Raw genomic sequence first — 24922 nt, forward strand, 5'->3', positions numbered from 1 at the left:
GCCTCTCTTTATAAAATTCTTATCCAATACCATTCCATTCATGAATCTGTAATAACTTATAAGCGTATCAATACCCCCTTTTATTGCCCTTTTTCACAAATTCCCAATCTACCTCAATATTTTTTCTGACCCTTTGAAGAAGATGAAACATCGTTTCCGTCTCTTCCAAAGAAAATCCCGATAATGCAACCTTGTCGGTGTACTCTCCTTCTTTTTTCAAAAAGGGATAAACCTTCTCACCTTTATCGGTAGCATATAACTTTTTAATTTTTTTGTTTTCCTCATCATTTTTCTTTTCAATAAACCCTTGAATTTCAAGTTTTTTAATGGCCCGAGCTGCTGTCGTCCGGTCAACCTTAATCATCTCTGCTAACTTTTCCTGAATGATTCCTGGATTTTCACATATTCGAACAAGATACAAATACTGCCCTTTTGTTAGGTCAAATTCTTTAAATTCGATATTACTTATAGAGTCCAATGCCCTTGCTATCATTCCAATTTCACGGAGTATTTCCTTCATTCAAAAAGCCCCTGACTTTTTTTGTTGTATTTACAACAAAATTAATTTCGTATATACTATAAAAAAGTTATACATATATTATGACTTGTCTTACTGAATAAATCTAGAAAAGGGATGAAGAACATTGGATTCAAAGAGAATAACTACAGAAAGTGATTTAAAAGTAGCCTTTCAAATCAGAAAAGAGGTATTTGTTGAGGAACAAGGCTTCGCTTTAGAAAGTGAATTTGATGAATACGATACACTTAATGCTTTATCTGAACACATATTAGTCTATTATAATGAAAAACCAGTCGGAACTGGTAGGTTAAGAGTTGTTGATGGTTTAGGAAAATTGGAGAGAATTTGCATCTTAGAGCCCTACCGTAAGTTTGGTCTTGGAAAAATAATAATTAAAACGTTGGAAGAAATCGCAAAGAAAAAGGAAATATCCCAGGTGAAATTACATGGGCAAACACAGGCAGAGGGTTTTTATAAAAAACTCGGCTATCAGACTTCATCCGATGTCTTTATGGAAGATGGCGGTCCACATCTTTTAATGATAAAAAGAATTAATGAATGAAAAGTGTGCTAAATGTGGGTAAAACAAACATTAACCTAATTTGATTGGGATCATATTATTTACACTTGGATGTTCTTTAACCATAAAATATACTTACGTTGAATAATTTGTAAATATAAAAAAAGACTATTTTTAGTCTTCTCAATCTGTAGACAAACTCGATGAAAATCAAGTTTGTCTACAGTTTTATGTGTTCGTAAAACCGGGGCCTCCTCGGCGCCTTTGCGCCTGCTGGGTCTCCCCTTTGACGCGCTTTTCCCGCAGGAGTCTGGCACACCTGTTCCATTTAATATGGTCTAGGTCAATTGTTTTCTACATAATTGGTACTAGTTAATTTTCAAACAAAGAAAAAAAGCTGATGTATCAGTCTTTTCAGGTGTAGTCATCTCGCACTGTCTTTGTCATTTTACCTCTTTCTTTATTACACCGTCTGTTTAGGATGCCCTTCTGCAAATAGATATCAAGTTAAAAACCTTCCTTAAAAGAATGGTTTTTAATTTAAATATTAAATCGCTTTGCACGCAACGATTTCATTAGCTTTTCATAAGTCTTAAAATAAAAGGCAGCGTTGTTAAGAATAAGCACGAACAAAAGATAAAGCCATTTATAACACGAAAGTTATATATGGCTTTGTCTATTTTACATAACGGGTGCTTTTTCATGAACAAGCGGGTGAAGGGCCTGCGTTTCATCAATGTAAACAAAAGCATCATATCTATCTGACATTACAGAAGGTACATAGTTTCCGTATTGTTCATATTCCGGTCGGTATACAACCCCGATAGCCCGATGTCCAATTCTATCTTGGAATAGCTGACGATTTTCATCGGTGAAAATGAGCAACTTATCATACGCGCCTGAAAGGTGCATAGCCTCCTCCCAACTTCCATTCATAGCCGGTGGTACTGTTTTTATTTCAAAATCCTTGCCCCATTCATCTGCTGCAATAACGGTTCCCCTATAGGTTCCGAAACCTGTGATAAATACATCTTCAGTTGAGTTTTGTTCACGAATGACCTGGCCGACGTTAATCATCCCGGAATCTCTCATATCTGTAGCGCTGGCATCGCCAACATGGGTATTATGTTCCCATACAATCGCCTTGCCTTCAGAACCGTAAAAATCCATAATTTCATTAAGCGCATCCACCATATGCATATCTCGAATATTCCATGATTTATCATCATGAACCACCATCGTCCTGTAATAATTTTCTGCATTATACGCTACCAATGCATTCACTTGAAGGTTCAAATTCAATTCTTCATGATGAGGGTATTTTTCTTTTTTTCGTTGAATAGTCGTCAGCAATTTGGCAACCTCATCTATACAGTCTTCTGAAAAAATGCCTGCGGAAACTGCGTACTCCTCATTATTCCGATTGAATGGCTCAAAACATGTGAACGCCTGTCTGGCAGCCTCGAGGTCAGGTGAATCAATTTGTTTTAAGTAATGGATAACTTCATCCATGGATTCCCAAAGACTATAAATATCTATCCCATAAAATCCAACTTTCGTTTGATTTTGTCCGGACTCATTGTATTCTTTCATCCATTCAATCAGGTCGATCATTTCCTCGTTTGCCCACATCCATGTCGGCCAGCGGTTAAAACTTTTAAGCACATCCCTTGCCGATTTAGTCACTAGGTCATAGCCTTTAACATACCTATTGATTGCCTGGCATGCGGGCCAATCGCCTTCAACGGCTACAAAGGTGAACCCTTTTTCTTGAATCAGTTTTTTTGTAATTTCAACTCGGGCCGTGTAAAACTCGGATGTTCCATGTGATGCCTCACCCAGCAAAACAAATTTGGATTTATTGACTTGTTCAACGAGTTTATCCCAATCCGCTTCACTTTTAAGCATGACTGATTGTTCGATTATTGACTGAACCAGATTATGATGCACTGTTTTTCCTCCTTGTTCTCTTACGAACATTATCGTTTATACTCAGCATTGTAAGAATTTGAACCTGCGTGAACGGAAAGTAAAGTATCAGCGTATCCCACGAGACGATTTATAAGTTCATCACAAATAGAGTAAACCAGCTGAAAGTTTTTCACCTCAAATAAAACAGGGTCATCCAGAATGACCGTCGTGTTAATGAACATATCTTTGTTTCCATATAGATTGTAGTGAACTATAGCCTTTCCAGCAGCTCCTCCAGTAACTGGATCATTAAAGCCGGGAATGAAAACAAACCATTCTTCAGCAGTAGCAGACCTGAAGTTTTTTGTGAAAGACATTCGCTCGGTTACCGTCATGATCTTTTTTAACTCTTCCGGATTCATATCCTTGATCTTGTTCATCCCATTGCCACCTTAACACCTGTTAATAATCTTCCGTTATATATTTTCCTTAAGTGACCCATCCTATAAATATTATTATAAAATGGTGACCTTCTCCGAAAAAAGCAAGTCAGAACCCCCTAGGTCGGAAATTAAGCAGGCTGTTATTAAATGCCGATAATCATGGAACTGCTGCATATAAAAATTATTATTGGGGTATCAAAAGAGGGAAGATAAAATCCTGGATTGGGTTGGACTGGTCTGGAGTGGAGGAGTTGCTCATGGAAAAGATGAATCGGGGAATTTTAACGGCGCTTTCGGCGATCGGCATTGCGCAAGGACTGAAAATTTTAACGCATTATAAGCTGACGGGAAAGTGGGACTTGAAGCAGGCTTTCACAACAGGTGGCATGCCTAGTTCGCACTCTGCCGGTGTGGCCGCACTGGCATCCTATGTGGCAGCTAATAAAGGATGGCTGCATACGGAAACAGCTCTTGCGACAGTGTTTGGCGTGATTGTGATGTATGATGCTCAGGGGATTCGGCGCCATACAGGTGAAATTGCTAAGCTTGTGAATGATCTTGAAGATAATATGGCGAAATTTTCGGGAGAGTTTCCGAGCTTTGAGTTTGTGGAGCGTGAGAAGGAACTGAATGAACTGCTCGGACATCAGCCTGTGGAAGTGGGGGCAGGTGCGTTGCTTGGAGTGGTACTTGGGCTTATCTCAGCTAAATTGGAGGATGACAAGCCCTCAAAAACCAAACGGCTGAAAACGTTGGGCAAGCATAGATATTCTAGATCTTGAAATAAGGTATGTAAGGTACAAGATAAGGAAGAGTCTAAAAAAAAAGATCGTCAAGATTTTTAAATTTCCAACATATATAGATATTTTTAGCATGAAAATAAAAAAAAATGTCTAGGTTATTAACATAGACATTACTAATAATTTAACCTGCTTAACGAATAGGAGTGTCAACTAAGCTCTCATAGATGTACTATGATATTTATTAAAGTAACGCTGTTTCTTCAACTACTAAAATTAACGTTGAAGAAGCAGTATAAAAGGATCTCCACATCGAAGATCCTTTTTGCATTAACTATAAAATCGATTTCTTAAGATAACTTGAAGGTTTTTTGCAGAAAACTAGACGACATCATTTTTATTAATTCGATAAATCAATAAAAAACGCGTCATATCTTGTCCTTCTTGCGGCCGTTAAAACAGAAAAACCTCTAAGTGTTAGAGGCTTTTTCGTTAACTTTAATCATTTGTAGATAGTTATTAAATCCTTTTTACACAAAATTCAATTCGAAGACTTTACCTGCTGGAATACCCACTCTATCATTTTTTCATTTTCATAGGCGGGTATCCATGATGCATGGTCATAATTCATTTTTGATTTATATTCAGTGTATATTGGTTCTCCTCCATTACTTTTAATAGCATCTATAATATTTCTTGAATATGAAACAGGGATGACTGAATCGTCTTTTGCATGAAATGCCCAGATTGGTACGTGTTTGATTAGATGGGCCTTAGCAGGATCAGCCCCTCCCGCTATTGGGACCATCGCTGCAAATGTATCAGGATGTTCCATATTCATATTGAATGTACCAAAACCACCCTGAGACACCCCTGTGGAATAAAGTCGGTTTGGATCGATATTATATTCTCCTCTTACGTGTTGCAAAACTTCGTATGCCATTTTAAGATCCTCGGACACTTCGAATACTCTGCTTAAATTAACAATGTTATTAACATCTCTGGTAATCGTGAATCCACCATCAGGAACATTACGCGATTGAGGAGCTAAAATAAAAGATGGATGCTTAGCTTGATTTTCAGGTGCCGCCCAGATAACGGCACCGTCGTTAGCCATCAATTGCTTCTCATTATCATTTCCTCGTTCCCCACCCCCGTGTAAGAACAAAACGAGCGGATAAGATGTATTTGGATTATAATTTTCAGGTACGTATAGACGGTACGGCATCGATTTATAGGTGAATTCTAAAAACTTTTCAGCGATCGAGCCCCTGGTCTCGAATGTGTAAGTAAACTCAGCGACATCGCTTTGATGTTTCTTAGTCTTTACAGTTGACCCTTTACTTTTTACTTTTCCCCTTATCGCGATAGCTTTAATTATCGAATCGTTATTAATGCGAATCGCCTCTATATATAAAGTGCTTTTATCTGTAGGAATACTTCCATCTGTCGAGTAATAAATCTTTGCTCCAGGCGACGTTGAATTCAAGACTACCTTTTGTTCCCCATAATAGTTACCCGATTCAGAAGAAGCCGTTGGTTCTGCCACTTTACTGTTTATATGATTGCTTTTTGCAAAAACAGGCACAGTAAATAATGTTAAAATAAGCAGTAACATCAAAATACTATTTATAAATTTCGCCATTTTTTCATCCTCCTTCTATAAAGCTTCCTGTACCTCTATTTCCATCTCCAATAAGGCGTAACTCAAACTTTTCCCATGCGTATCCATACCGAGTGATATTGTAACTCCGCCAAGCAAAGCTTGATGGCAAACGAACTGAAGAGCAGCGATATTTGGAACCTCGTATCGAAAAATTTCACCATCAACAATGTCCTTAAAATGTTGTTTTACTCTGTCTATTGTTACTTCTTTGCATAAAAGGGAATAGTCTTTTTCCTGATATGGAATAAGCGAAAGCATCAAAATATTCCCTTTATCACCAGCGCGACTGTGGGCAAGCTCATATAGTTTTTTCTTCATGCAGTACACTCTCCTTTATTACAACACTCACTTCAATTTCTTCACGAGGAAGCAGTGAAGAAACAATTCCTAAAACTTCGTGTGTATACTTTCTTGCTCCTCCTCCACCGGCTGGCCCGTTTGTGTAAAGAGATTCAACCTCTTCACCAATTTTAGCGGCTTCGCTTAGACTTTGTGCTTTAGCTGCTACCCTTAGACGGACTTCGTATGGTTCATTCCATCGTCCAAAGGTATTCCGGTGTGTGGATGAAACACCGATATAATCAATCCGCAACTCATCAAAACTCTTCTCAAGTCTCTTTCTCATAACGTCTCCAGCTAGTTGGGCTCGTCCCCATGCATTTGAACCTGCATATGAAATTTCTCCTTCTCCAATAAACCCTGCATGGTAACCGACGCTTACTTTTAACGTTTCCGGCCGTTTCTTTCCTTTCCCTCCTGTTACTTCAATTCGATCCTTCCCTGCCTCGCGAAGCTTTACTGACATAAAGTCGGCAATTACATCAGGTGTAATGTATTCGTTCGGATTTGTGACTTCATATAAAAGCTGTTCTTTCGCCGTCATTAGATTGATAACTCCACCTGTATTTGAAATTTTTGTAATCAAGGCAGAACCGTCTGCTCGTACCTCCGCATACGGAAATCCTAAGTTCTCCAGGTGTGGAACATCCTTTTTTCCCGGATCTGCGTAATAACCTCCAGCAATTTGACCACCGCATTCCAAAAGGTGGCCAATAATGGTTCCCTGTGCAATCAAATCTGTATCGTCAACCGACCACCCGAAGTGGTGAACCATTGGAGCTAAAAATAAGGATGGATCCGCCACTCTCCCCGTCAGAATAATGTCTGCTTCTTTTTCTAACGCAGGTAAAATAGCTTCCACACCGAGATAGGCATTTGCCGATAAAATTGGGCCACATGAATGTAGAGGCATATTTGTTTCCATAGACAGTGCATCTGTATCTAGGAATGACGATACATCATCTCCTGTCACAGCCGCGACTTTAATAGAAAGACCTAGTCGTTGGGCAATTTCAATTACCTTTTCAGCGCCACTGACCGGGTTGGCTGCTCCCATATTTGTAATTAACCGCACACCATTTTGAATGAGTGTTGGAAGTAATATCTCCATCCTCTTTTCAAGCAGCGGATCATATCCTAATGAAGAATTCTCTTTTTTTCGCTTGTGTGCCAGCGCGATTGTCCGTTCAGCCAAACATTCCAAAACTAGATAATCCAAATTCCCTTTTTCTGCAAGAAGTAATGCGGGTTCCAACCGATCACCTGAAAATCCTGCACCTGAACCTATTCTAATCAACATAATCACCTCAAATAATAGTAATAGCTCCTGTTAGCAGGGCTACGATAGTCATGATAATCGTTGTTCCAAATGCCCATTTAAAAATAAAACGCTGATGATCCCCTAAATCAACGCCTGTCATTCCGATAAGAATAAACGTAGAGGCAGTTAATGGACTTAATGGGAAGCCGGTTGTCATTTGCCCCAATATAGCTGCCCGGCCAACTTCAATGGGATCAATTCCAAAAGTAGAAGCGGTTTGACTTATGATAGGTAAAACTCCAAAATAGTAAGCATCCGGTGTAAAAACTAAACTAAGTGGCATGCTTGTGATCGCTGTCAAAATTGGTAAGTAGCCCGCCATCGCTTCAGGAATAACCGAAACCATTGAAAGCGCCATAGCATCAATCATTTTTGTCCCGGTCAAAATACCGGTAAAAATCCCCGCCGCAAAAATCATGGTCGAAACCATAACAACGTTATTTGCGTGACTTGTAATACGCTCCAGCTGTTGTTTTTGGTTTGGGTAATTCACCAATAAAGCAATTGTAAAAGCAATAATAAACAAGGTAGGAAGTGGCAGCCATACTTTGATTAAAGCGATGAGAAGAATCAGTGTCAAAATAAGATTGAACCAAAAAAGTTGGGGGCGTTTAAATTCTAATGTCGTTACCGCTAATTCTTGAAAAGCTATGTTGTCCTTTTCCTCCAAATCTATAATCCCTAATCTTTCCCTTTCTCTTTTTCCAAGCAAATAGGATGAAAACAACACCCATAGGATACCTGCAACCATAGCAGGTAGAATAGGATTAAATAGTTGAGCAGAAGTGACATTTAATGTTGCCATCGCCCTTGCTGTTGGACCGCCCCATGGTGCAAGATTCATGACACCGGCTCCCAGAGCCACTACACCTGCTAAAATCAGAGGGTTCATCTTCAATCTCTTATAGAGAGGTAGTAAGGCCGAAACAGTAATCATAAAAGTTGAAGCACCATCCCCATCTAACGATACAAGCATCGTGATAACAGCCGTGCCCACCACCACTTTTAAGGGATCTCCTTTCACGATAAGAAGCATCTTAGATACGATTGGATCAAACAAACCCGTGTCCATCATCAGACCAAAATATAAAACAGCAAAAGCCACCATAATTCCGGTAGGAGCAACCTTTTCGATACCCGCTAGCATCATTTCTCCTATCCCCAAGCCAAATCCGCCAATCAAAGCAAATACGATCGGCACCAACACCAGAGCAATTAAGACCGATAAACGTTTTGTCATAATAAGGTACAGGAAAACTCCTATTGTCAAGCAACCTAAAATAGCTAACATAAAATCCCCCCACTGTGTCGTGAACTGAATGTTTACTTATATACTTCAGCTGAAAAAAATCCCCCACGAGGCATATTTACTAAAGATTCCATTGCCCTTTCTATAAGAATTTTGCTGTGTACCTTACTCATTGCAAGAACCATGCCTAAACAAAGAAAGTTTGATTGAATTAAGTTAGATTTTCTTAGATGTTTGTTCACGCTAAGCTGATTTATCAGTTATTTATATACTCACTAAGAAAATTAAAAAACAAAAAAAGAAAGCACTTTATTGATAGCGCTTTCCTTTATAGTTAATTCAATTTCTAATTTTTTAGAAATTATAACTAATCATTCTCAAATAAATTATTTTATCCCCTGATTCTATGGCCTTGGTGGATTTCTAATTTTTTAGAAACCTATTGATATTATTCTAATTTTTTAGAAATCCCTTTAAATAATATGGTATTTTTTCATTTTATTATATAAGGTGGCCAAAGACACCCCTAAAGAATTTGCTGTTTTTTTTCTTCCTTCCATATCATTTCCGAACTTCCCCAAAATTTCTTGAATGTATTTTGATTCTGCTTCTTCTGTTATGTCTTTTAGTGTATGACCGTTTGGTTTTAAAGAAAAATCTAAGCCATTCAATTCAAGCTTCATCATTACATCGGGTAAGTGGTGGAACTTAATTTCCATTCCTTCCGCCATACAAGTTGCATAGTCGATAACATTCCTCAATTCTCGAACATTGCCAGGCCAATCATATGACCGTATAAATTCTAAAGTTTGTTCGTCAATCGTGTACATAGAACCATCCCTTGCTGATGGAGTTAATGACGAACGAAGCAATGAATGAACCAGTTCAGGGATATCCTCTCTTCGTTCCCGAAGAGGTGCTATCTTTAAGCTTATAACATTAAGTCTATAAAACAAATCTCCGCGAAAATGATTTTTATTTACAAGCTGTTGTAAATCACGGTGTGTAGCGGCAATAATCCTGACATCAATATCTCGCTCTTCTGTTTCTCCTACTCTTCTGATCTTACTTTCTTGTAACACCCTGAGTAACTTAGCTTGGAGATCATATGACATATCACCAATTTCATCCAAAAAGAGCGTACCCTGGTCTGCCATTTCAAATAAACCGATTTTACCGCCCTTTTTTGCATTGGTAAAAGCCCCATCTCCATAACCGAATAACTCACTTTCTAATAAAGAAGGTGGAATAGATGCACAATTAACTGGAATAAAAGGCTTATTACCACGATGGCTTTCATGATGAATAGCCTGCGCGAATAATTCTTTTCCTGTCCCACTCTCCCCGATAATTAAAACTGGAAAGTTGGAATCGGATACCCGTTTTGCCACATACACAACGTCCTTCAACCCGCCATCTTTTCCAATAATGTCATCAAAAGTGTATTTTACTTTATATAGCGCACTCATCTGCTTTTTAAGCTGCCGGACTTTCTCGTTTTGTTTTTGAAGTTCAAGTGACAATTTATGAACTTCAGTTAAGCTTTTACAGACGGACACAGCGCCAACCACCTGTTCATTGAGAATAATTGGAGCCATATCGACCACATATTCCCGATCTTTTGTCTTTCGGTAGACCCCAACACGACACTGACAATCTTTTAGTGTTTTTGTAAGTTGCGCTCCGGGCCGATATTTAACCAGTGGCTTCCCTATGATATCAGCGGTAACACCAGTAATACGTGTATATTCAGGATTTATCATTTTTACATACCCATAATGATCAATTACTAGAACACCGTCATTGATTGACTCTAAAATTGCTTTCAACCAGCCTATGCTATTTTCACTTATTGAAGCAGTGTTTTTATAATTTGATTGCTCTTTCAAGGAATTAACTCCTTTCACCCTTATATACTATTGTTAATCTAAAATTACCTCTTCATTTAGTTCGCATTTTTCGCCTGGATTATTTCTTTAATTTTATCTCTAAACTTTTCATTCGTGAACATTTCCTTTGTGGTGTTATGTGTATAACCACTTCTTCAAATAAAGTCCTATCAATGTGTACGTTGAATACTATATTACTTAGATATTGTCTCTACTAAGTTAAAAATCAGCCATTTTTCTACCTTAAAACTACGTTGAACCCGTTGGACATCATTTTGTAGCTAATAGGGTTTATTAGAATATTTTGACTAGAGTTTTTAAACGGTTCAAAACCGACTAAAACAATGACTTTAGAACCGAAAATAACCTAAGCCTCTCTACTTCTTAGAAAGGCTTAGGTTATATCATGTCCCCAAAATCAATTCTTCCGGGACATTTTCATTGCGAATGAGTACATATCAGATCGGAATAATCCTTTATAATACTCTACTAAATTACCATCAGAATCAAAAATCATTCGTTCTGTAATCAACAAGCACATCGTTTCGGCTATACCTAAATGTTCTGCATCTTCTTTTGTTGGAAAGCCGCAGGTTATGATTTGTTCCGCCTCACAAAAGTCAATGTTTAGATCACCTTCGAGTGCATCATACAATACGGTTGTACTTAAATCGAATTTCGTCAATTTTTTTCCTAGGTCCAAAGAATAATAATGCAATTCAATGGCTATGGGGACATCCCCCTGTAACCGCAGCCTTTTAATATGGTAAGATTCATCTTCGAACCCATTTGCATCAGCAATATTTTCAGGTGTCATTACACGGCCATGATCTAGTAATTTAATTCCCATGCTTTTAGTGGTTTCAGTGAAACTTATCATCTTTAGCCATTCTTGTACAGGTTTAAGGGAAACGAACGTTCCCTTTCCATGCCTCTTTTCCAATATTCCCTCACGAACCAGGATGGATACGGCTTCCCGTACAGTACTCCTGCTGACAGAATACATATCCATGAGTTCCCTTTCACTAGGGATTTTGTCTTTATAATAACCTTCCAAAATCTGATTTTCCAATATGGTTTTCAATTGAGCATGTAAAGGGATTGGATTTTTAAAGTCTAACTCCATAAAATTTCCTCCAAACAGAAAAAGACATCGTAATGTTCGTATCAGTTCTTATATTTCTTATATTGTAAACCAAATAGTTATAATATTCAAACATGTCAACACTTATTTTTTTCCTTAAATTAGGATTTTATCAAATTTCCACTCCTACATTTCCAAAAACGTTTTCTTCGACGAATAAAAAAAACCTGAATAGATTAATATATTCAGGGCTATCCATATGCATTATTCATCACATTTTCAGGCTTATCTAACTGGGACATCAATGGAAAGCTTATATATTAAACGATAAAGTACGAGATGATGGAAAGCAGCAAAGAGGTAATGGTCATGGCTAAAAGAGGACGCATGGCTTTTGTCCGCAGTGCCTGCAGGCTTACATTCAGTCCAAGACCTATCATTGCCATTGTCAATATAAATGTAGTCGTTTTGGAAATGCCATCCATTACAAGAGGAGACACCGTAATATAAGTTCCAAACACATAACTTCCTATTAAACTCATGATTATAAAACCAACGAGGAACCATGGAAAATCGATTTTAGCATCATGGCCCATCTTCCCGGATGTGCGTTTTTTCATCCAATACATAAAAATGAAACATAATGGGATAAGTAAAAAGACACGGCCTAATTTTGCGAGTAGTGCAATCGCTAGCGCATCTTCACCAGCCGGTGCTCCTGCCAATGCAACATGGGCGATTTCATGAAGGCTGATCCCAGACCAGATTCCATAATCCAAAGCAGACAGCGGAAGAATCGGACGTAAAAGGGTATATATAATCGAGAAAAGTGTTCCCATTAAAGCGATTATCCCAACGCCGATGGCTGTATCCTCTTCCTTCGCTTTCACGATTGGAGATATGGCTGCGATGGCTGCTGCCCCGCATATACCGGTTCCTACAGCAAGAAGAAGCGAAATGGAAGCATCTGCCTTAAACCACTTTGCAATCAGGACCATCACGACTATGGCAAATGTTACTGTCCCTATGTCACGTACCAACAATGGCAGTCCTTGATTGAAAATAACATCGATATTTAATTTCAACCCGTATAAAATGATGGCAAAACGCAAAAGTTTTTTTGCGGAAAATTCAATTCCCGTCCGGAACTTTTCTGGATATCCCGCAATTTGACGATAAATCACGGCAATGATGATCGAGCATGCAAGAGGGCCGATTCGATTGAATCCCGAAATCTTGGACAGCCCCAAGCCTAAGAGGGCAATAAAAAAGGTGAAAGCGATACCGCTCAGCCACAAAAGCACCTTATTTTGAAGCGGTTTTTGCTGTGCCTGAGGTATTTCTTCCAGTGGCTCATATTTTTCTAATTCCATACATTCCTTCCCCCTTTCCAGATAAACTAATGCCCAAATTACGAATCATCCCAACCTTTCAATCGTTTTAAAAAAATCGATTTCTTCTATATTGGTAGGCGAATTCCCTTTGATAAAATACTCGGATTCCTTTAAAAAAGGCAAGCTTGGATTTTGATTCCCCCATAATTCAGGAACTGCTAGAGTCTGGGAGCGATGGGCCCTTAAGGCACGGATCTTTTTCTGTAAAGTCCCTGCTATATCCACTTCTGTGATCCTGCTCAGCCCGTATTCCTTAAACCATTCATCATAAAAAGCATGCCAAAGGACAAAGTACAGACTATGAACCTTAAAAGCTGGAAATACTGGATCTGGATAAAAATCGGGATCACCGGAATTTAGATAAGCAAATTCGGCAGCACGGCCAATCGCACAATGGTCTGGATGCCCCCCATATTTCTCATGGAATGTTACTAGTGCCTCTGGCTGAACTTCACGTATCACCTTTACGATTCTCTCCGCCAATAGATCGAAGCTCTCAAATTCTATCGTTTTATCCCTCACGTTTAAAAATCGCAGGTCGCTGATCCCCAATTCTTCACAAGCGTTTTTTAACTCCTTTACCCTTAGTCCAGGCAATGCCTCCCTTGTTGTAAGAATGGGATTTCCCATGCGCCTGCCCATTTCGCCTTTTGTCGCACATAGTAAGGTTATATGAACACCTTGCTCAGACATTTTAGCAATGGTTCCGCCACACAGGAATGACTCATCATCGGGATGTGCCAGAACCACCAATAATCTTTGTTGTGATTGCATATTTCCTCCCACTCCGGATTCTCCAGTTTTCCCACACTGTTAGACCCAATATGAAAAAATGGACATGGATGTCAAAGCTGCTAGACATATCATGCCCATCTTCATTTTTGTCTATAAATATAGCACCCTAAAGTTAATCATCTTTTTTGTTAGCATAATTCATATAAAACGGTTTTAACGGTTTCTATGACAAAGCGTAAATCTTCAACGGTCGAAGATAAAGGCGGCGCAATGATCAGTACATTGCCATATCCAGGAACTGTATCACCATTCCGGCCGATGATAAGGCCCTTTTCCTTGCAAGCTCCGATTATTTTACCCATGAACTCATCGGAAACTGGTGTTTTTGCCTTTTTATCTTCCACTAATTCAATGCCGTATAAAAACCCTACTCCCCGAACTTCCCCTACTTTATCAAGGGCTGTCAATTCAAATAGCTCACTTAGTGTCGACTCACTAAGTTCAGATACTCGCTGAACGATTTTTTCATTTTCCAAGATTTCAATGTTCTTAAGGGCAACTGCGCAAGATGCAGGGTGACCTCCATATGTTGACACATGCCTGAAATGATTTAATTTTCCGTTCTCTTTGAATTTCTCATAAATCCTTGAATTCACTGCCGTTGCTCCAAGTGGAAGATAACCGCTGGTCAAACCCTTTGCCATTGTTACAATATCCGGTTGAACGCCATCGGAGTGCATGAACCCAAACATTTTTCCGGTTCTTCCAAAACCTGAAACCACTTCATCCACAATTAAAAGAACATCATGCTTCTTACAGATTTCCGAAACCCTCGTTAAGTATTCTTTTGAAGGAATAAGGACCCCGCCACCAGAGATGAATGGTTCAAGAATAACACCCGCTACCGTTTCAGCTCCTTCAAAATTAATGACCTGATCGATATATTCAGCTGCAAGCAAATCGGAGTTTTCAACGTTTTCCCCAAATGGGCTTCGATAATTGTACGGCGGTGGCACATGCAGGAAGCCTGGAACCGCCGGATCATATTTCACTCTCCGGTTTGCCTGTGCGGTCGCGCTTAGCGCGCCAAAAGTATTGCCATGATAAGCTCTGTACCTAGAGATGAATTTGTATTTACCCTGATTGCCATTTTGGGAATGATATTGCCTGGCTATTTTAAAAGCTGTCTCATTCGCCTCAGAGCCGCTGTTCGTAAAAAACGTTGTATAGGAGCCCTTTAAATGCTCACTTATTTTTGCAGATAATTCGATTGCCGGCTTATGGCTTAACGTTAAAGGGAAGTAAGATAAGTTAACCATTTGTTCATACGCTGCCTGGGCAATCTCTTTTCTTCCATGGCCCAGGTTCAAGCACCACAAACCGGAAACCCCATCTAAATATTTATCCCCTTTAGCATCTGTGAACCATGAGCCGGAGCCTTCTGTAGCCATCATGGGAGCATCCTTTTCATTATAGCGATGCATCGCATGCCATAAATGGTCTTTATCCATTTGAACAAGGTCTTTCGTTTCAGTTTCCATCTTCACTTTTGAAACCCCCTTATTATTCATCGAATGCAATTAAGTTGAGTTCCCATGTTGTTACTGACCTTTATAGAGCGAATGGGTGATGGTGCAATGACCCAAAATTCAAGTCATCGCACCTGTCATATCACTCTATTTTCATACCATTATTTATCCCAGTTTTTATGATCTAAATGAGAATACTTTTCTAATAATCTAGTAGGCATTTTTAATGCATCTTTTCTAAATGGCGGAGCTAATTGTGTTCCATCGACTTGTATATCAATGACAGTCGGTTTATTTGATTTTATTGCTTCTTCAATGACAGCCCCTAACTCGTCAGCTTTTTCGACTCTTATACCAACAGCACCCATTGATCGGGCAACTTCTGCGAAATCAGGATTTTGGATATCCGCCCCTACAAAACGGTTATTATAAAAGTCGACCTGATTCTTTTTCTCTGCACACCATGCATTATTATTGAAGACACATGCTATGACCGGTATATTTTCTTCAACGGCCGTACTCACTTCATGTAAGCTCATGCCCCACGCTCCATCTCCAACAATGGCTAAAACAGGCGTATTCGGCTCAGCTAACTTGGCACCAAGTGCGGATGGGTAAGCAAATCCCGTGTTCCCGAATGTAAGGGCAGCGATATGCCTGCGGCTCTGGTTGAACTTTAAGTAAGCGTTTGCAGTTGACGATACATTACCGATATCTGTAGTAACGATGGCATTTTCAGGCAACACTTTAGTCAATTCCAATAGGGCTCGACGCGGATTGATTGGCGTTCCATCGATCATCGCAAGTCTCACCAATTCTTCTTCCCATTTTTGTTTTTCATTCGTTACTTCGACCATCCGCTTTTTTTCTTGTTTCAGGTTAGGTTTACTAGCCTTCAACCGTTTCAAGATTTCATGGCTAGCTTCACGGGCATCTCCGATGATCCCAACTTCCACAGGGTGCGTCCTCGCTATTTGCCTCGGGTTAATATCTATTTGGATGATTTGCGCATCTTTAGGGAAATAATCAATGTCATAGCATGGTAGCGTTCCAAATACCGATAATCTAGTACCGACCGCCAATATGACGTCCGCCTTCTTAAGCGTATTCATGGCAGCCTTTGAACCCATGTAACCGATTGGGCCGACTGATAATGGATGATCAGCAGGAAAGGCATCATTATGCATATAGGAGACAGCTACTGGAGCTGTTAAATATTCTGCAATATTCTTAATTTCTTCAATGCCATCCGAATCAACTGTTCCCCTACCGGAAATGATGACAGGATACTCAGCTTCAGCTAAAATTTCAGCTGCTCTATCCAATGATGCAGATGATCCGCATCCCCGTTCATCTACGCGATATTGATGTGGTTGAAGTATTTGATCTTCCACTTCACCATAGAAGTAATCACGGGGAATATCGAATAAAACCGGCCCCCTCTCGGCATAGGCAATCCGAAATGCTGTCCTGAGGCAATCAGCGACCCGGCCAGGGTGTGTCACTCTAACCGTTTCTTTCGTGATGGCCTTGAAGATGGAAACCTGATCACATTCTTGAAAACCATCCCATCCAACCGTTGGTGTACCAGCTGAAGGTGATATGACCACCATAGGAGTATGAGCTTGATTGGCCGCTGCAACAGAGGTGACCATATTCGTCATTCCAGGCCCGTTTTGCCCGATGACAACTCCTGCAACCCCGGAGACACGACAATATGCATCTTCCATATGTGCTGCACTTTGTTCATGGCGGACACCAATGAAACGAATGCCTGCAGTTGGCAATAAATCAAGCATATCCATGAAAGCAGATCCCAGAATTCCCGAGATATGTTTAACTCCCTCGGCCACTAATGTCTCAACGATGGCTTCACTTGGTGTCATTTTAACTTTCGTACCTCTTAACATTTTTGTTTCGACCATAGCACATTCTCCTTAATTATAGTTATTTCTGATAATGACGTTGCGACGTCCGTACCAGTTATAAGATGTATAATACTACCATTGGATGAAACAGTCAATAAATAAATTGAATATTTTGAATTTATTTAAAGTATCTTACCATTATAGTCACTAACTCATATATAAGAATCTTTTTAACCAATGAATGTATCCTTTTTTTCTGTCAATCTGTAGTTGATCCTATCGATGATTTCCAATAAATCACCTATTTCATCAATTACGAAATCGGCACCTGCATTCCAAAAACGATTTTCTGCATGCTTCATCCGTTTTTGCAGATCATATGGGTCCATTTCGTTGATTTCTGCTTCTGAAAGGCCGATTTCACTGCCGCCCTTCAATACGGCAACAGTCCACATTCCCGCAGAAATGCCTTCTTTGATGTCACTGATCGTATCGCCGACTTTAACGATTTTGCTGAGTGGATACACTTGGAGATTCATCGCCGTCTTAAAGCACATCCAAGGGGCAGGCCTTCCTGCCGGCACTTCGGTAGACGCAACGATGGAATCTGGTTGATAGCCCCATTTTTCTGCCTCTTCTTTAACAACATCAATCATTTCACTAGTATACCCTGTTGTCGAACCGATTTTTATTCCTTGCTTCCTTAATCGGCTGACTAATTCAATTACGCCTGGTATTGGCTTGGCGTTCTCCTTGAGAACCTTAAAAAGCAAAGCCTCAAAGTCCTTATATAATGATTTTAGATCTCTTTCGTCCGGTTCTTTCCCGAATTTAGCAATCCATAAATTGGAGATTCGTTTCATTTTCAGGAGTTCCATTATATGATCCATTTTCAATAAACCCATAGGTTCCCTTGCTTCCCTAATGGTAATATCTATCCCCCTTATCCTGAATATCTCGACAAATGCTTGGACCGGCGCAAAACAACCATAATCCACCGTCGTTCCTGCCCAATCAAATATGACTGCCTGAACCTCTTTGCATTCTTTTGCAATTTCCAATCTATGCTCCCCTCCTTATCCTTACCTCCTCAAAAATCACCAAACATGCTAAACCCGGCTATAGAAAAAATTCAGTTAACTTCTTCCAAAAATAACTGAAGATCTTTTTTAGTAGCTTCAGAGAGTCGTTTCATCTTTTCAAGGTCCTTATCCGGATTCCCTGACTCCCCAATTAATGGGTAAAGGTTTTTCTCAATCCGTTCATACCAATTTGGGTATTCATCCTCCACTTGCTTTTCTATCGAATCCCAATTAGAACTGATCTCTTTTCCCAATTCTTGAATTTTCTCTGAATCCGCCTCCATACTTATTTCAGAATCCAATCCTTTTATGGATCGAATCACATCGCCGACACCATTTTTAATAACCTGGGTTTCACCCGTATTTGAATCGGGATTTTCATTCATGACTGGACTATTTTCCTGTTGAGCCTCGTCCGGTTCAGCCGAATTGTTGCAGCCTGACAGCAATATGGCTCCAAGGACAGCCCCATAAGTTATTACACGGAAACCATTCAACATAATCCCTCCTTCACGATTTAAAGGACAGATGGCACCAAGCACTTAATGGCACAACTCTCTTTTTCTATGGGAATCATATTCTAGCTGATTAGTGATTGAAGAATTCTGTCTGAGGAGTTCCTTAGAAGCAAAAGAAGAATTGCCTTATAATGTATAGAGCCAAATCTATAACTTTTCAGAATTAGGGGAACCAGAAACAATATTCAATTCATTCTCCATGGACTTCGCTTTTTTTCTTCGAATGAAAAAGAATGAACAGATAACGATCAAGCTAAATAGCATGGTAAAGATAAACTGTGGGCGCTGCGAATCGATAAAGGCCATTAATATCAACACGGAGATCATGGAAATTATGGTTGCATAAGTCAAATAAGGGAATAACCACATCTTGATCTTGAAAATTCCGGGATTCTCTTTCTCCATTCTCTTCCTTAATCGGAGATGGGAAACCGCAATGGCCAGATAAACAAGAATTCCGACTCCACCTGAGGAATTCACTAAAAAGAAAAAGATTTTATCAGGTGAAACATAACTGAAAATGGTGCTGATAAAGGCAAATAAAGTAGAGCCGACTACAGCAAATATAGGAACGCCGTTCTTGCTCACTTTTGAAAATACCTTTGGAGCGTCGCCCTTTTGTGCAAGTGAAAATAACATGCGTGAACTCGTATATAATCCCGAATTCAAACAGGATAGCAATGCAATGAGAATCACTATATTCATGATCAGTGCAGCAGAAGGGATTCCCAGTAATTCAAGGACGGCAACAAATGGACTTTTCAGCAAAGAAGCCGAATTCCAGGGTAATAGCGTCACTAGTATCGCGATGGATCCAATATAGAAAATCAGGATTCGCCAAACGACACTATTCAATGCACTTCTAACTGATTTTACCGGGTCACTGGTCTCACCCGCGGCAATCGCTGGAATCTCCACTCCAACAAATGCATGAAAAACAATGGCAACGCCAACAAGCACAGAACTTAGCCCGTTCGGAATAAAACCGCCAAAATTTAAAAGATTCGAAGTGCCAGGTGGTTTTATCGTTGGAATAAACCCTAATATCACTGCCACACCCAGGCACAAAAATAGTATGATACTGATTATTTTAATGATTGAAAACCAGTATTCGAATTCACCAAACGATTTTACGGAAAAAATATTCGTCATTTTCAATAGGATGATCAATGATAGACTTATGACCCAGACGGGGACGGAAGGAAGCCAGCTGTGTATGATTGCTGCTCCAGCTGTTGCTTCCAAAGCAATTACGATAACCCAAAAGAACCAATATAACCAACCTGTTGTAAAACCGGCCCATTCACCTATCCCCTCTCTTGCATAAACGGCAAAAGATCCAGTATTGGGATTAACTGTGGCCATTTCCCCAAGCATCCTCATGACTAAAACAACGATCAAGCCCGCCAAAACATATGATAATATCGCCCCGGGGCCCGTTTGACCAATTATGATACCGCTTCCTACGAATAAACCAGCGCCTATGACTCCACTCAAAGATATCATCGTTAAATGTCTTTGTTTCAGACCTGGTTTCAGTTCTTCCTGTTGATGTTTCATACCCTCACCCAACTTTCAATATTTTGGGGAATCAACTAACATAATCGCTACTTGAATGTAAAAACAAGGCTTTTCTGCTGCCTGTCCTTTACAATTTCACAAAGATAGTGGGAACTTGGAAACATGGCATTTTAAAAACAACACAGGAGATGACTATGAAATTAAGATTCTATATCACTGTTCCTCCTTCCTTAGTGCTATTTTGAAATTCGAAGCAGATATAACATCACTACGTCATGATGTTAGTACCACTTTCTATGTGTATAATACACTCTCATTTTTTTAAAGTCAATTTAAAAATCAGAATATTTAGATAACAAAATGAAAATTATTAAATACAACAAACGGTCTCCAGTTAGTCGGCACTTTTTTCATTTTAATTCTTTAACCTTGGAGGTTTCATCCAACACACTTTCCACTGCTGACTTTACGGCCTTCTGCTTTCTATCCAGCATTTTCTTTAGAAGAAATGAAAAAAACAATGTAAACGCTATTCCCTTAACAATCGAAGTAAATCCGTAAACAAGAAGGCCCAGTATGAGTACTATAAGATTAATGATCCTGATTGTCGCTGCAATATCAATTTTTTCATTTTTATGATGCAAAATTAAGGCGATCACGTCAAAACCAACAGTGGAGGCATTTGCTGTTATACATAAATAATATCCTATCGCTATCAAAATCGACGAAATGATAATCACTAAAGCGATATTCATATCGAAATTAATCTTCAATGAATAAAAAAAATTAAAAAAAACCATATAGCTAAGGGAACTTACGATCGACTTAAAAAAGTACTCTTTCCCTAGAAAAACTAAACAAATGATTAACAGTAGCCCTGTAACGAAATTGGCTAGCATGGCAATGTTATAACCCGATAATGCATTCAATAATAATGCCGAACTAGTTACCCCGCCATTGATAATTTCATTTGGAACGATTAAATAAGCATAGGCAAAGGTCATGGAAATGTTTCCTGCGATGATTTTCATCAAATCCTTCATAAACTTCTCACCATCCCATTTGTTTTTTGATAATGCTTTCCCCCCTAAATATATATTTATACTTGAACCATAAGATACACATTCATCTCTTACACCAATTTGTTCGACCCTTATCCCTTTCGATATTTTTTGAATGATTTTACGTAGGGTGCATATTTTTGTTCAAGTGATTAGAAGAATTCGCTAACCAGAATCCTCTCTCCTTCTAATAAATAAAATAAAACATCCCCCTTAAAAGTTGAAGATTTCCTTGTTCACCACAACACCATTTAGACATTGTAGAGGTTCTGTACAAAGTTATCTGAATGAATGAACTAAATTTGCACAGGTAGTACATCGAGAAGTCATCTTATAATGCTCGCTTCAATGGACATAGTTCGAAGATGACACCCCAAAAATCCTAACAAAATAGATAGGAAAAGCATTAATGTAAGGAGGCAAATGAAAAGAAAATTTCCCGATTATTTCCAACAAATATTATTCCGCAATAAAAAAGTTGAGGGATATGCCCCTCAACTTTTTAGTGTTCCATTAACTATTTCCTAAGAAATGATTTATTCAATAGGTCGTGATTATCATTTTCATGTTACAGGTAATGCTGACTCATCTTTCATAAGCCTTTTTCGATAAACCATATTGGACAGCTGTACACTCACTTCATAAAGCACAAGCAAAGGGACGATAACCAAAATGTCCGAAATTATATCTGGAGGCGTAATCAGGATCGAGATTATGACCAGGACGAAATAAGAAATCTTACGAGACTTTTTCAACACGGCTGGATTGATGATCCCTAATCTGGTCAGGAACATGACCACAAGCGGCATCTCGAATAAAATTCCGAAAGGTAAGATCAAATTAATCATGAACCGAAAATACTTTTCCGCAGTGAACATCATCTCGAACTGCCCGGCCGATAGGGAAGTGAGGAAACCCAACACTATTGGAAACAACACAAAATATCCAAATGAGATACCTGTGATGAATAAAATGAACAGCCCAGGTATGAAACGAAATGTAACTCTTCTTTCTTCCGGTTTCAAAGCTGGAGCCACAAAGCGCCATAACTGATAGGCTGCCAGCGGAATCGTTGCAGCTATTGCGCAAACCCCAGCGATTATCATATAAACCCATAGGATCTCACTCGGACCGAGCACGGCAAGCTTTCCTTCCAAATCCTTAATGAGCAGTTCATAAATATCCTGTACGAATATGAAACTCACTATGAAAAAAGCCACAAAACCTATCAGTGTTTTAATGATTCTGCTTCGGAGTTCCTCCATATGCTCAATAACGTGTAAATCCTTACTCTCCACTTTCACTCCTCCTTCTAAGACATTTTCTTGCACTATAGCAAAAGGCACTTCCCCTCGAACTCTTTTCATGAAAAGAAGCAGGCGAGTCTTTCCGCCCGCTATATCTCATTTACTTCATCCCTCTTTTTTAACAGCTCTTAACGCAGCTTTATTCTCGTTTTCATCCTCTTTTTCTGTATCATTCACTAATCCTTTTGTTGCACTTTTGAATTCGGACAATGTCCGGCCAAATGCACGGCCTATTTCCGGCAGTTTGGACGGTCCAAAAATAATCAGTGCAATCACGAGTACAATCACCAAACCAGGTATTCCTATATTTGAAAGCATTCTTATTCACTCCTCTGATCTTCTCATTTTTCTTAGCTATATCCTTTTCAAGCATCATAATGGTTCCCTATCAATTAGTCACTTTCCCCTGACTTTTCATTCTTTGTTTTTCATGTGCGCGATTATGGGCACGTGTCCGATCTTCCTCGACTTCGTTCGTTTTTTGTACACCTTCCATAACCGCTGCTGATGCAACCTTTCGCAACCCTGATTGATCTTTATCAAAAACAAAGGATGCTCTTGTCGATATATCCGCACCTGGTTCTGTCACGAATGGGACTACACGATAGTCAGCCTTCCATTGTTCTGGTGTTACTTTGCATCGGACATATCCCCGGTAATCATTAAAGAACTTTATATGTGGATTCTGACTTAGTATTTTATCCGTATCCGCACGCTTATCCGCTCCATTTCCACCAGATGTGATGGATGTGCCGACAAACTCCACACCGAAAATCTTTGAATTTGGATCATCGAAATCCGCCTTTAAATTGGCTGCCCAGCTTGCGTGTACATCACCAGTCAACACGACTAGATTTTCCAGATTGCTTCTTTTGATTACTTCAATTAAACGATCGCGTGCAGCCGGGTAACCATCCCAGGAATCCATGCTGAATTTGGGAGCTGCTGGTGTTCCATAATTCCTTTGTGCAAAGAAAATCTGCTGAGGCAGAACGTTCCACTTCGTTTTTGATTTTGATAGATTGTCAGTTAACCACAGTTCCTGCTCTGGACCTAGCAATGTCCGTTTCGGATCAAGAGATTCAGACGTTTGCGGTGAACTTCCATCACCGTTTGCCTGATCATCCCTGTATTGGCGCGAATCCAATACAAAGAAAGAAGCCAGGTCGCCATATGTGAAATTTCGGTATAACCGCATATCCGCTCCCTTAGGCAAAGATGATTTACGAAGGGGCATATGCTCATAATAAGCCTGATAGGCGGCAGCCCTTCTCTTGATGAATGCTTCTACCGATTGTCCTTTTTCCGGGATGACATTTGCATAATTGTTTTCAACTTCATGGTCATCCCAAGTCACTACCCATGGGAAAGCTGCGTGTGCCGCCTTTAAATGGGTATCAGAGCGGTATTGTGCGTATCTATTTCGATAATCCTCAAGCGTGATGATTTCCGGACCACTATGTACACGGACATTACCTGAAGAAGAAACATATTCATTTGGTCCATATTCATATATGTAATCGCCAAGGTGAAAGACAATATCCAGATCTTCTTTTGCCAAATGTTTATAGGCCGTATAATACCCATGCTCAAATTGCTGGCATGAAACAAACGCGAATGACAAGCTCGAAACACTTGAACCTACTGGGGGAAGAGTTTTCGTTTTCCCAGTCTGACTTACTTCCCCTCCGCTTTTAAAACGGTAAAAATAAACCTTATCAGGTTTCAACCCGCTTACTTCCACATGAACGGAATGGCCAAGTTCCGGCCTGGCTATTTCCTTGCCTTGCTGGACAATCTTTCGGAAATTCTCATCCTTTGCCACTTCCCATTTAACGGAAATGGCTTCGTTTGGCATTCCTCCGCCATTCAACGGGTCAGGTGCCAACCTTGTCCATAAAACTACACTGTCCGAGAGTGGATCACCTGAAGCTACACCGAGAGTAAATGGATAATCACTGAATTTCGGGGCAGCATTCACTTCAATCCCGCCCATTGATTGGGCAAGGGCAAGACCTAATGAAAGTCCGGCAAGCTTACTTGCTCCCTGGATAAAGTTTCGGCGGTCCATATTCTTACCTAATTCGCTCCAATTCTTAATTAAATCATCCATTGCTCTTTCATTATTCATTGATCTTTCCCTCCTATTATTTGAATCTGGTTCAAGTATAGAAGGCCATTTTTAAAGGTGTATGAAGATGTGTAAATCAATAAATTTCCAATTA

22 protein-coding genes are annotated in these 24922 nt (G+C 39.5%); 2 read left to right on the forward strand and 20 right to left on the reverse strand.

The genetic code is table 11. The annotated features are described in order from the left end of the window. Nucleotides 1-67: 67 nt before the first annotated feature. Nucleotides 68-520, reverse strand: coding sequence for a MarR family transcriptional regulator (locus LQ188_RS07585; protein WP_063233436.1), 453 nt, complete (start codon nucleotides 518-520; stop codon nucleotides 68-70). 124 nt (nucleotides 521-644) lie between these two features. On the opposite strand from LQ188_RS07585, the gene LQ188_RS07590 reads away from it, so the two are divergent. After that, entirely contained in the window at nucleotides 645-1082 is a 438-nt protein-coding gene (locus LQ188_RS07590; protein WP_101221805.1) for a GNAT family N-acetyltransferase, read from the forward strand. A gap of 639 nt (nucleotides 1083-1721) precedes the next feature. On the opposite strand, the gene LQ188_RS07595 is transcribed toward LQ188_RS07590, so the two are convergent. Beyond that, entirely contained in the window at nucleotides 1722-2990 is a 1269-nt protein-coding gene (locus LQ188_RS07595) for an erythromycin esterase family protein (protein ID WP_230176456.1), read from the reverse strand. A 29-nt stretch (nucleotides 2991-3019) separates the two neighbouring features. After that, the gene (locus tag LQ188_RS07600; RefSeq protein ID WP_230176585.1) at nucleotides 3020-3373 is read right to left on the reverse strand and encodes a hypothetical protein; all 354 of its coding nucleotides are present in this window, start codon (nucleotides 3371-3373) and stop codon (nucleotides 3020-3022) included. Nucleotides 3374-3651: 278 nt separating this feature from the next. Between LQ188_RS07600 and LQ188_RS07605 the strand changes: the two genes are divergently transcribed. Further along, nucleotides 3652-4176: a divergent PAP2 family protein gene (locus LQ188_RS07605; protein ID WP_230176586.1), complete on the forward strand. Its 525-nt coding sequence runs from the start codon at nucleotides 3652-3654 to the stop codon at nucleotides 4174-4176. Between the two features lie 499 nt (nucleotides 4177-4675). Here the strand turns inward: LQ188_RS07605 and LQ188_RS07610 are convergent, their stop codons facing one another. The 17 genes from LQ188_RS07610 to LQ188_RS07690 form a co-directional block, all read right to left on the reverse strand. Continuing rightward, entirely contained in the window at nucleotides 4676-5779 is a 1104-nt protein-coding gene (locus LQ188_RS07610; protein ID WP_230176457.1) for a chitobiase/beta-hexosaminidase C-terminal domain-containing protein, read from the reverse strand. A 15-nt stretch (nucleotides 5780-5794) separates the two neighbouring features. Further along, on the reverse strand, nucleotides 5795-6118 hold the full coding sequence (locus tag LQ188_RS07615; protein ID WP_101221800.1) for a hypothetical protein: 324 nt from the start codon (nucleotides 6116-6118) through the stop codon (nucleotides 5795-5797). Next, a complete protein-coding gene (locus tag LQ188_RS07620) occupies nucleotides 6099-7439 on the reverse strand; it encodes an acyclic terpene utilization AtuA family protein (protein ID WP_311735931.1) in 1341 nt (446 codons plus the stop codon). Before LQ188_RS07620 ends, LQ188_RS07615 begins: the two co-directional genes overlap by 20 nt. A gap of 7 nt (nucleotides 7440-7446) precedes the next feature. Continuing rightward, entirely contained in the window at nucleotides 7447-8751 is a 1305-nt protein-coding gene (locus LQ188_RS07625) for a citrate:proton symporter (RefSeq protein WP_101221799.1), read from the reverse strand. A gap of 431 nt (nucleotides 8752-9182) precedes the next feature. Then, a complete protein-coding gene (locus tag LQ188_RS07630; protein ID WP_230176458.1) occupies nucleotides 9183-10598 on the reverse strand; it encodes a sigma 54-interacting transcriptional regulator in 1416 nt (471 codons plus the stop codon). A gap of 418 nt (nucleotides 10599-11016) precedes the next feature. Beyond that, nucleotides 11017-11724, reverse strand: coding sequence for a GntR family transcriptional regulator (locus LQ188_RS07635; RefSeq protein WP_101221797.1), 708 nt, complete (start codon nucleotides 11722-11724; stop codon nucleotides 11017-11019). A 278-nt stretch (nucleotides 11725-12002) separates the two neighbouring features. Then, a complete protein-coding gene (locus LQ188_RS07640) occupies nucleotides 12003-13055 on the reverse strand; it encodes a putative sulfate exporter family transporter (protein ID WP_101221796.1) in 1053 nt (350 codons plus the stop codon). 45 nt (nucleotides 13056-13100) lie between these two features. Continuing rightward, nucleotides 13101-13850, reverse strand: coding sequence for a PIG-L family deacetylase (locus LQ188_RS07645; RefSeq protein WP_230176459.1), 750 nt, complete (start codon nucleotides 13848-13850; stop codon nucleotides 13101-13103). 149 nt (nucleotides 13851-13999) lie between these two features. Then, nucleotides 14000-15352, reverse strand: coding sequence for an aminotransferase (locus LQ188_RS07650; protein WP_230176587.1), 1353 nt, complete (start codon nucleotides 15350-15352; stop codon nucleotides 14000-14002). A gap of 149 nt (nucleotides 15353-15501) precedes the next feature. Then, entirely contained in the window at nucleotides 15502-17265 is a 1764-nt protein-coding gene (xsc, locus tag LQ188_RS07655) for a sulfoacetaldehyde acetyltransferase (RefSeq protein WP_101221794.1), read from the reverse strand. Nucleotides 17266-17438: 173 nt separating this feature from the next. Then, on the reverse strand, nucleotides 17439-18269 hold the full coding sequence (gene phnX / locus LQ188_RS07660; protein WP_290370104.1) for a phosphonoacetaldehyde hydrolase: 831 nt from the start codon (nucleotides 18267-18269) through the stop codon (nucleotides 17439-17441). Nucleotides 18270-18340: 71 nt separating this feature from the next. Continuing rightward, nucleotides 18341-18790: a hypothetical protein gene (locus tag LQ188_RS07665; protein ID WP_230176460.1), complete on the reverse strand. Its 450-nt coding sequence runs from the start codon at nucleotides 18788-18790 to the stop codon at nucleotides 18341-18343. A 165-nt stretch (nucleotides 18791-18955) separates the two neighbouring features. Continuing rightward, nucleotides 18956-20368 carry an amino acid permease gene (locus tag LQ188_RS07670; protein WP_101221791.1) on the reverse strand — a complete coding sequence of 471 codons (1413 nt, stop codon included), beginning with the start codon at nucleotides 20366-20368 and terminating at the stop codon, nucleotides 18956-18958. Between the two features lie 371 nt (nucleotides 20369-20739). Further along, entirely contained in the window at nucleotides 20740-21372 is a 633-nt protein-coding gene (locus tag LQ188_RS07675; RefSeq protein WP_202190545.1) for a YitT family protein, read from the reverse strand. Nucleotides 21373-21953: 581 nt separating this feature from the next. After that, the gene (gene tatC / locus LQ188_RS07680; RefSeq protein WP_101221790.1) at nucleotides 21954-22688 is read right to left on the reverse strand and encodes a twin-arginine translocase subunit TatC; all 735 of its coding nucleotides are present in this window, start codon (nucleotides 22686-22688) and stop codon (nucleotides 21954-21956) included. A gap of 114 nt (nucleotides 22689-22802) precedes the next feature. Then, the gene (locus LQ188_RS07685) at nucleotides 22803-23015 is read right to left on the reverse strand and encodes a twin-arginine translocase TatA/TatE family subunit (protein WP_096338675.1); all 213 of its coding nucleotides are present in this window, start codon (nucleotides 23013-23015) and stop codon (nucleotides 22803-22805) included. A gap of 70 nt (nucleotides 23016-23085) precedes the next feature. After that, complete coding sequence (locus LQ188_RS07690) at nucleotides 23086-24828, reverse strand: alkaline phosphatase (protein ID WP_101221789.1); 1743 nt, start codon at nucleotides 24826-24828, stop codon at nucleotides 23086-23088. Between the last annotated feature and the right edge of the window lie 94 nt (nucleotides 24829-24922).

Source organism: Peribacillus sp. Bi134, assembly GCF_918698065.1.
Classification (GTDB): Bacteria; Bacillota; Bacilli; order Bacillales; family DSM-1321; genus Peribacillus.

What these genes read in the sequence shown, in the direction of transcription:
- LQ188_RS07690 (WP_101221789.1), bottom strand. Translation starts at nt 24,828, where the DNA reads ATGAATAATGAAAGAGCAATGGATGATTTAATTAAGAATTGGAGCGAA.
- LQ188_RS07605 (WP_230176586.1), top strand. Translation starts at nt 3,652, where the DNA reads ATGGAAAAGATGAATCGGGGAATTTTAACGGCGCTTTCGGCGATCGGC.
- LQ188_RS07585 (WP_063233436.1), bottom strand. Translation starts at nt 520, where the DNA reads ATGAAGGAAATACTCCGTGAAATTGGAATGATAGCAAGGGCATTGGAC.
- LQ188_RS07600 (WP_230176585.1), bottom strand. Translation starts at nt 3,373, where the DNA reads ATGAATCCGGAAGAGTTAAAAAAGATCATGACGGTAACCGAGCGAATG.
- LQ188_RS07610 (WP_230176457.1), bottom strand. Translation starts at nt 5,779, where the DNA reads ATGGCGAAATTTATAAATAGTATTTTGATGTTACTGCTTATTTTAACA.
- LQ188_RS07645 (WP_230176459.1), bottom strand. Translation starts at nt 13,850, where the DNA reads ATGCAATCACAACAAAGATTATTGGTGGTTCTGGCACATCCCGATGAT.
- LQ188_RS07615 (WP_101221800.1), bottom strand. Translation starts at nt 6,118, where the DNA reads ATGAAGAAAAAACTATATGAGCTTGCCCACAGTCGCGCTGGTGATAAA.
- LQ188_RS07670 (WP_101221791.1), bottom strand. Translation starts at nt 20,368, where the DNA reads ATGAAACATCAACAGGAAGAACTGAAACCAGGTCTGAAACAAAGACAT.
- LQ188_RS07625 (WP_101221799.1), bottom strand. Translation starts at nt 8,751, where the DNA reads ATGTTAGCTATTTTAGGTTGCTTGACAATAGGAGTTTTCCTGTACCTT.
- LQ188_RS07635 (WP_101221797.1), bottom strand. Translation starts at nt 11,724, where the DNA reads ATGGAGTTAGACTTTAAAAATCCAATCCCTTTACATGCTCAATTGAAA.
- LQ188_RS07620 (WP_311735931.1), bottom strand. Translation starts at nt 7,439, where the DNA reads ATGTTGATTAGAATAGGTTCAGGTGCAGGATTTTCAGGTGATCGGTTG.
- LQ188_RS07675 (WP_202190545.1), bottom strand. Translation starts at nt 21,372, where the DNA reads ATGAAGGATTTGATGAAAATCATCGCAGGAAACATTTCCATGACCTTT.
- LQ188_RS07665 (WP_230176460.1), bottom strand. Translation starts at nt 18,790, where the DNA reads ATGTTGAATGGTTTCCGTGTAATAACTTATGGGGCTGTCCTTGGAGCC.
- LQ188_RS07685 (WP_096338675.1), bottom strand. Translation starts at nt 23,015, where the DNA reads ATGCTTTCAAATATAGGAATACCTGGTTTGGTGATTGTACTCGTGATT.
- LQ188_RS07650 (WP_230176587.1), bottom strand. Translation starts at nt 15,352, where the DNA reads ATGGAAACTGAAACGAAAGACCTTGTTCAAATGGATAAAGACCATTTA.
- xsc (WP_101221794.1), bottom strand. Translation starts at nt 17,265, where the DNA reads ATGGTCGAAACAAAAATGTTAAGAGGTACGAAAGTTAAAATGACACCA.
- LQ188_RS07640 (WP_101221796.1), bottom strand. Translation starts at nt 13,055, where the DNA reads ATGGAATTAGAAAAATATGAGCCACTGGAAGAAATACCTCAGGCACAG.